The sequence below is a fragment of the Bacteroidales bacterium genome (assembly GCA_012517825.1).
Lineage (GTDB): Bacteria > Bacteroidota > Bacteroidia > Bacteroidales > JAAYUG01 > JAAYUG01.
This window is the reverse complement of record JAAYUG010000107.1, coordinates 1-7,367: the sequence shown is the minus strand read 5'-3', so window position 1 is coordinate 7,367 and position 7,367 is coordinate 1. Positions and strand designations below refer to the sequence as shown.

Genomic DNA, 7,367 nt, shown 5'->3' with positions numbered 1-7,367 from the left:
TTTGTCAGAGCTTCAGGAGGCCCTTTTGAAATGCCAACAGGCAGGGCAACTTTTGATTCCATTGCGGCTGACACAGGTTATTCTACCTACCACTTCCAATGGCTTACCAATTGTACCCACGTACGTCAGAGGCCCTACCTTATTACCATTAAAGCCACTGATCTGAATAAACAGTTGCAGTTAAATGACTTTGACGTATTTAATATCCGGGTAATTGGCCCTCCTCCGCAGGCATTATCGGCACATGCATCAGCCAATGCCATCCGCCTTACATGGGACAAGTATCCGTGCAGTAATGTGAAGTTTTTTGAAATTTACCGTTCAAACGGCCCCTCGGGTTTTACGCCCGACAGCTGCGAAACCGGTATTCCCTCCTATAGCAGTTTCCGTAAAATCGGACACACAGCCTCAGGAAACGATACACTGTTTATTGATGACGGATCAGCCAGTGAACTCATTAAGGGAATCCAGTATTGTTACCGGATTGTTGCGGTATTCAATGATTCATACAGTGTAGCGTCCGATGAGGTATGTGCATCGCTGGTACCGGGCCTTCCTGCCCTGATCAACGCCAGCGTCACAAACATTGATCCTGCTGCAGGTTCGGTTTTCCTGGCATGGCTGAAACCCAACCCTGATTCACTTACCGGAACAGGTCCTTACAAACTGATGATATACCGCTCGCCTGATCTTTGGGGTTCATCGTTCCAACCCATTGACAGCATTTTTACCGCCACTCTGGACGACACCACTTATATCGATCAGCCTTTAAACACTATTCATTTCCCGTATTCCTACAAAGTGGAATTGTACAACAATGTTCCCGGCAACAACTACCTCATAGGAACACCCGAAGTGGCCTCCACCCTTTACCCCCAGCTGAAAGGCACTGATAACAAAATAGAAATTAACGCCATACGAAATGTTCCCTGGATCAACACAGCGTATGTATTTTACCGGTTCAATCAGAATTCCGGCACCTATGATTCAATAGGAATCAGCAGTACTAACCGGTTCGTTGATACCGGACTTACCAATGGGAAAGAATACTGTTACAGGATAAAAAGCATCGGCTACCGGGATATTGAAAACAGGCAGGCTAGTACCGTCAATTTTTCACACAAGAACTGTGCAACGCCGGTTGACAGTATTGCTCCCTGCCCTCCCGACCTCAATGTAACCAATGTATGCGACAGTGCCTACAATTTTCTGCAATGGACCAATCCCAATCATTTCTGTGCCGATGATGTTGTTTCTTATAAAATATACTATTCGCCTGTTTTTGGCAACAATCCTGAATTTCTCACTGCCGTTTCCTCCGCTCAGGATACCACCTACAGGCATTATCCCGACGGGAACTTAGCCGGATGTTATCAGATAACTGCCGTTGATTCATTCGGAAATGAAAGCAGACGGTCTGTCCTTGTATGTGTTGATGCCTGCAGTTTTTATGAACTTCCCAACGTATTTACACCCAACGGTGATGGCATCAATGACATTTACATTGCCAGAAACAAAAACCATTATGTTCAGAAAGTGGATATGAAAATCTATAACCGTTGGGGTACGCTGGTGTTTCAGACTTCTGATCCTGATATTAAATGGGACGGTCGCAGTAAACAAAGAGGGAAAATAGTTCCTTCGGGCGTTTACTATTATGTATGTGATGTCTATGAGCCCCGTCTTACCGGTCTGGAAGTCCGGAACCTGGTAGGATTTATTCATGTTTACAGCAATGAAAAGAATACAAAACCCCAGGATAAATAGTCGCTTTGTGATGAACAGGCTTGCCGTTGTTTTGGCCATTTCAGTTCTTTTTGCCTGTGCGCATGCACAGGAACCACAGCAGTTGCTATGGATGAAAGGGGTAGCTGCTGCCCGCCAGGGGAATTATTCTGAATCGGCAGCATACTTTACAAAACTCATTCTCAAAGATTCAACCAGCTACGACTATTATTTAAGAAGAGGTCAGGTTTTTCTTTTGTCAGGGAAAAATGACAGTGCACTTCTTGATTTTCTTACTGCTGAGAAGAGAAAAAATGGTGTGGCGAGCTATGAAATTGCGCGCTGCTATGCTCTTATGAACCGGCCTGCAGAATCGGTCGACTGGCTGAGAAAACACCTGCAGTCATCCGGCCGGTTACCTGAAGCCTTTATCAGGCTTGACAAGGCTTTCCGGCCAATCGAAAGCACAAAGGAATGGAACGAAGTTTGGAAAAATGAATGGTATACCAAAGCAGAACAGAACACGGCGGAAGCTTCCTACCTGATTGAGAGCGGCAAGGCAGTGGAAGCCGTTGCCCAGCTTTCGGAATGGCTTACCCGCAATCCCAAAAAGCATGAATGGTACTATTTGAGGGCCAAAGCCTATCTTCTGCTCGGAAACAGAAACAATGCCCTGAAAGATCTGAACCAGGCCATTGACCTCAACAAAAGACAGCCTGAATATTTCTGGCAACGTGGAAAGCTGTTGCTTGAAGACGGAAAGTTCACAAAAGCGGCTGAAGATTTCAGCAGAGTGCTGAAGCTGGATCCTTCACGACTCGAAGTGTACCAGGAAAGAGCCAGGGCGCTGGCCGGAGCAGAAAAATTCAGCAGCTCCCTTGACGACATTACCCTGTATTTGTCGCTCTTTCCAAAAGACCCCCGTGCCCACTACACCCATGGTTATATTCTGTATACCATGCACAAGTATGCAGATGCCGTCAAAGCACTTGACCTCAGCATAACCATGGACCATTCTGTTCCTGAGTTTTTTTACCAGAGGGGCCTCTGCCTCCTTGAAATGAGAAATTACAGGAATGCTATCTATGATTTCGCACAGGCACTCGATCTTAATCCCGGAAATGCAGACGTGTGGTACCAGAAAGGTATAGCACGAATGTACGACGGTGACCCGGAAGGAGCCTGTAACGATCTGAAAAAAGCTGCTGCCCTCGGCAACAAGGAAGCTTACAAGCAATCCATTCAGTTGTGTACTGAATAGGTATCTTTTTTTGTAACAGTTGGAAAGACTCAGTGCAGGGCTGAAAAATACTTCATAAACTGGGCTCTTTCATATGCAGCCGGATTTTCCAGTCGGGCATAACTCAATCTGCCCCTCAATTCCTCAATACGTTTTATGTTGTTCTTATCCAGCCATTGATTCACTTCGCTGACTACCTTTCTGATATATTCGGGACCGTTCTTATAAATGGCTGAACACATCATCACAGCCCTGGCTCCGGCCAGAATCATCTTCAATACCCCTTCTGAATTATGTACCCCGGTTGAAGCAGCTACATCAATTTTCTCCACCAGACTGCTGACAATCCCAACCCATCTGAGGGTATGGCTCAGCTCTGAAGGCGTACTGAATACGTCGGCAGCCTTGAAATGCATGTGCTCCAGATCAATATCGGGCTCGTAGAAACGGTTGAACAGAACAACGCCTTTAATACCCCGGTGGTAAAGCTTTTCAACCATGCCGGCAGGATGGGTAAAATGCTGACCCAGCTTGACAGCCAGGGGAATGGTAATCGTTTCCTTTACCCGTGAAGCCAGATCGAGGTAAATGGCTTCATAGTCGGCACTGCTCTTCCCCGTGTTCAGCGGCAGATAAAAGATATTCAATTCGAGAGCATCGGCCCCTGCCTGCTCAATGTTCTTTGCAAAATCTATCCATTCACTTGTCGAAACACAATTGATGCTGGCAATTATCGGTATCTGCGTTTCTTTTTTCGCATCCTCAATCAGTTTTAGATATTCAGAAACAGAATGGTTGCGTGCATATACCTTCAGATAGTCTTCTGCTCCGGGATAATCAGCCTGATCCATCATCTTCCCCGCTTCGTGGAGGATTTGTTCTTCAAAAAGCGATTTGAGAACGACTGCACCAGCACCGCATTCTTCCAGCTTTTTGATCTTAGACACCTGATCAGTAAGACCTGACGAACTTATAATCAATGGATTACGTAGCCTGAGCCCCAGATAAACAGAATGCAAATCAGCCATTTTATTTAAAGTTTTTACATTGTAAAAATAATAGTTTCTCGTGATTCACTTCATCCTTTCGCCGAAAAGAATGGTCCCTAATCTGACAATGGTAGCGCCTTCCTCAATGGCTATGTCATAGTCGCCCGACATTCCCATCGATATTTCGCGAAACCACTCTGAATCAACAAAATAATCGGCACGAAGGGTCCGGAATATTTCTGCCAGGTTTCTGAATTCCTTCCTTATCTGGTCACGGTCGGGTGTAAAACTTGCCATACCCATCACTCCGCATATCCTGATGTTCTTCATGGTTTTGTAATCTTCCGACTCCAGGATCTTCCGTGCCTCGTCCAGGTCTAATCCGAATTTTGTTTCTTCCCCGGCAATGTGAAATTCCAGCAGGCAATTGATGACCCTTCCTGTTTTGGACGCTTCGGAATTGATAACCTTTAACAGCTTCAGGCTGTCGACCGATTGAATCATGCTGACGAAAGGAACAATGTACTTTACCTTGTTGGTTTGCAGATGTCCGATAAGGTGCCATTCAATATCTTCCGGAAGTACCTGCTGTTTGGCCAAAAGTTCCTGAACTTTGTTTTCGCCAAAAATTTTGTGGCCAAGACGGTAAGCCTCCATGACCGTTTCGGGGGGATGTGTTTTGGTAACGGCCACAAGTTTTACATGAGGCGGCAAACTCTTTTTAACCGAAAGAAATTGTTCCTTGTCCATGGAAGCAATTATTCAAGGCTGTGAATAACCAGCCCGCTGCGCAGTTTCGGTTCGAACCAGGTGGTTTTGGGCGGCATGATATTCCCTGTGTCAGCGATGTCCATCAGTTGTTTCATTGAAACGGGATACAAGGCAAAAGCCACAGCCATCTCTCCGCTGTCGACACGCCGCTGAAGTTCAGCCAATCCGCGGATACCTCCTACAAAATCAATCCTTTTTGATTTCCGAAGATCTTCAATTCCCAGGATCCGCTTCAGTACATATTCTGAAAGAACTGTTACATCGAGGCAGGCAATTGGGTCATCGTCGCGATACGTGCCCTCCTTTGCAATGAGTTCGTACCATTCCCCCCCAAGGTACATGCTGAATGTGTGCGGGCAAACAGGTTTGTAAATCCCTGATCCTTTGCGGTTAACCACAAAATACTCTTCAATTTTTTTCAGAAACTCGTCCGGGCTTAATCCGTTCAGATCCTTTACCACTCTGTTGTAATCAATGATGGACAACTGGCTGGCAGGGAAATGAACCGCCAGAAAATAATTGTATTCTTCATTCCCCGTATGGGCAGGATTGTTCTTTTTCATTTCTTCCCCTACCAGGGCGGCAGCAGCTGTACGGTGGTGTCCGTCAGCAACATAGGTAAAAGGTACTTTCTCCCTGAAAAGCTGTACCAGCCTTTTGATATCAGACGGATCTTTTACAATCCAGAAATGATGACCAAATCCGTCGGGTGCAGTAAAATCATACTCCGGTTCATCCTTGACAATCCTGGCAACAATTTCATCAATTTCAGGCACAGGGTGATAGGCAAAGAAAACAGGTTCGTAATGCAGTTTGCTTACCCTTATATGGTTCTTCCGGTCTTCTTCCTTATCGGGCCTTGTCAGCTCGTGTCGGCGCACTATGCCATTGAGATAATCACTGACAGCAGCACAGGCAACAAGCCCGTACTGCGTTCTTCCTTCCATCGTCTGGGCATAAATATAAAGAAGTTCCTCCGCATCCTGAAAGAAGACTCCCTGATGAACCAACTGAACAAAGTATTCCTTCCCCTTGCGGTACACCGCAGGATCATATTCATGCACATTGTCCGGAAGATCAATTTCCGGTTTAATTACGTGCAGAAAGGAATAAGGATTCCCTTTCGCTTCTTCCCTTGCTTCATCCTTGTTCAGTACATCATAAGGCCGCGACGCTACCAGATAGGCCTTATCCCTTACCGGCCTTATTCCTTTGAAAGGCTTGATTATTGCCATAAACAGTTTGAATTATTCAGTTAACCTTGTACGTACTATCTCCTTTTTCAAAGAATGCAACGATTTGACGGGCAGCAGCCAGGCCAGCATTCACATTGGCTTCAAAAGTCTGTGCGCCCATTTTTTTGGGGGTAAAGAAATAACGACCGGGGAAGTTCCTGGATATTGTTTCCGCAACATCAGGAATAATGTCCGACCCGTATCTGAAATCCGGCCTTTTTTCAAACATCTCCAGCAAAGAAGGTTCATGCACAATTTCTTTACGGGCTGTATTGATCAGCATGGCACCTTCAGGCATCAGAAGCAGGAATTCGGACGTGACGGATTCGCGGGTTTTCTCAGTAAGCGGCAGATGCAGGGATATAAACTGGCATTTCCGGTACAGGTCATGAACATCGGATTCATGCTGTACACCGTCATTGGCGATCATAACAGGGTCAACAAAAGGATCGTGTGCAAAGACTTTCATTCCGAAGCCTTTGCCTATCATGCCGACAATCCTCCCCACATGGCCATAGCCATGAATGCCCAGCTTCTTTCCCCGGAGTTCGATGCCGGACGTACCATTAAAACCGTTTCGGGCAAGATAAACCATGATTCCCATTACCAGTTCGGCAACGGCATTGGCATTCTGTCCCGGTGTGTTCATTACCACGATATTACGGGCAGAACATGCCTTCAGATCAATATTATCGTACCCTGCTCCTGCGCGCACAACAATCTTAAGCTTCTGAGCCGCTGCAACAACATCTGCATCTACCTGATCACTGCGGACAATGAGGCCGTCAACATCGGTAACCGCCTGGATAAATGCATCCTTTGAGGGATATTTTTCGAGCAGAACCAGTTCATAACCGGCGTTGCTGAATATTTCCCTGATGCCTTCCACGGCCACCGGGGCAAAAGGTTTTTCGGTTGCCAGAAGAATCTTTTTCATAATAACAGGGGGTTAAAAGTTATTCGATAGGTACAGAAAGTTTGCCTGCCGGAATTCCTGACCGGCAGACATACTCCTGCATAAACTGGATTCCATTAGGTCAAGGACCGGGTAAAAAGCAATGCAGAAATTATTTAGCTTTCATTTTTTCGAATTCCTGCATGGTATCAATCAAAGCCTTCACACTTTCAACCGGAAGGGCATTGTAAAGTGAAGCTCTGAATCCACCTACAGAACGGTGGCCCTTAATACCAACCATACCACGTGACTGGGCAAAACTGAGAAACTCCTGTTCAAGATCCTTGTATTGTTCTTCCATCACCCAGCAAACGTTCATTATGGAACGATCTTCCTTCTTCGGCACGGTAGGTTTAAACAAACGGTTCCGTTCAATCTCTTCGTATAACAAAGAGGCTTTTTCCTGGTTCCTTTTCTGCATCGCCTGAACACCACCCTGTTTCTTCAGCCAT

General features: G+C 45.9%; 7 protein-coding genes. 2 read left to right on the top strand and 5 right to left on the bottom strand.

The genetic code is table 11. From position 1 onward, the window contains the following. Nucleotides 1-1,767, top strand: a 1,767-nt coding sequence (locus GX419_07170; protein NLI24467.1) for a gliding motility-associated C-terminal domain-containing protein, incomplete at its 5' end; no start/stop codon positions are given. A 7-nt stretch (nt 1,768-1,774) separates the two neighbouring features. Continuing rightward, nucleotides 1,775-2,986, top strand: coding sequence for a tetratricopeptide repeat protein (locus tag GX419_07165; GenBank protein NLI24466.1), 1,212 nt, complete (start codon nt 1,775-1,777; stop codon nt 2,984-2,986). Nucleotides 2,987-3,015: 29 nt separating this feature from the next. Here the strand turns inward: GX419_07165 and GX419_07160 are convergent, their stop codons facing one another. The 5 genes from GX419_07160 to GX419_07140 form a co-directional block, all read right to left on the bottom strand. Further along, nucleotides 3,016-3,993, bottom strand: a complete 978-nt coding sequence (locus GX419_07160) for a dihydroorotate dehydrogenase-like protein (protein NLI24465.1) — start codon at nt 3,991-3,993, stop codon at nt 3,016-3,018. Nucleotides 3,994-4,038: 45 nt separating this feature from the next. Further along, the gene (locus GX419_07155) at nt 4,039-4,704 is read right to left on the bottom strand and encodes a YggS family pyridoxal phosphate-dependent enzyme (protein ID NLI24464.1); all 666 of its coding nucleotides are present in this window, start codon (nt 4,702-4,704) and stop codon (nt 4,039-4,041) included. An 8-nt stretch (nt 4,705-4,712) separates the two neighbouring features. Continuing rightward, nucleotides 4,713-5,960 (bottom strand): DUF1015 domain-containing protein, encoded by a 1,248-nt coding sequence (locus GX419_07150; protein ID NLI24463.1) that lies wholly within the window; start codon nt 5,958-5,960, stop codon nt 4,713-4,715. Nucleotides 5,961-5,976: 16 nt separating this feature from the next. Continuing rightward, a complete protein-coding gene (locus GX419_07145) occupies nt 5,977-6,897 on the bottom strand; it encodes a 3-phosphoglycerate dehydrogenase (protein ID NLI24462.1) in 921 nt (306 codons plus the stop codon). Between the two features lie 130 nt (nt 6,898-7,027). Then, on the bottom strand, nt 7,028-7,367 hold a 340-nt coding region (locus GX419_07140), incomplete at its 5' end, for an aminotransferase class V-fold PLP-dependent enzyme (GenBank protein ID NLI24461.1).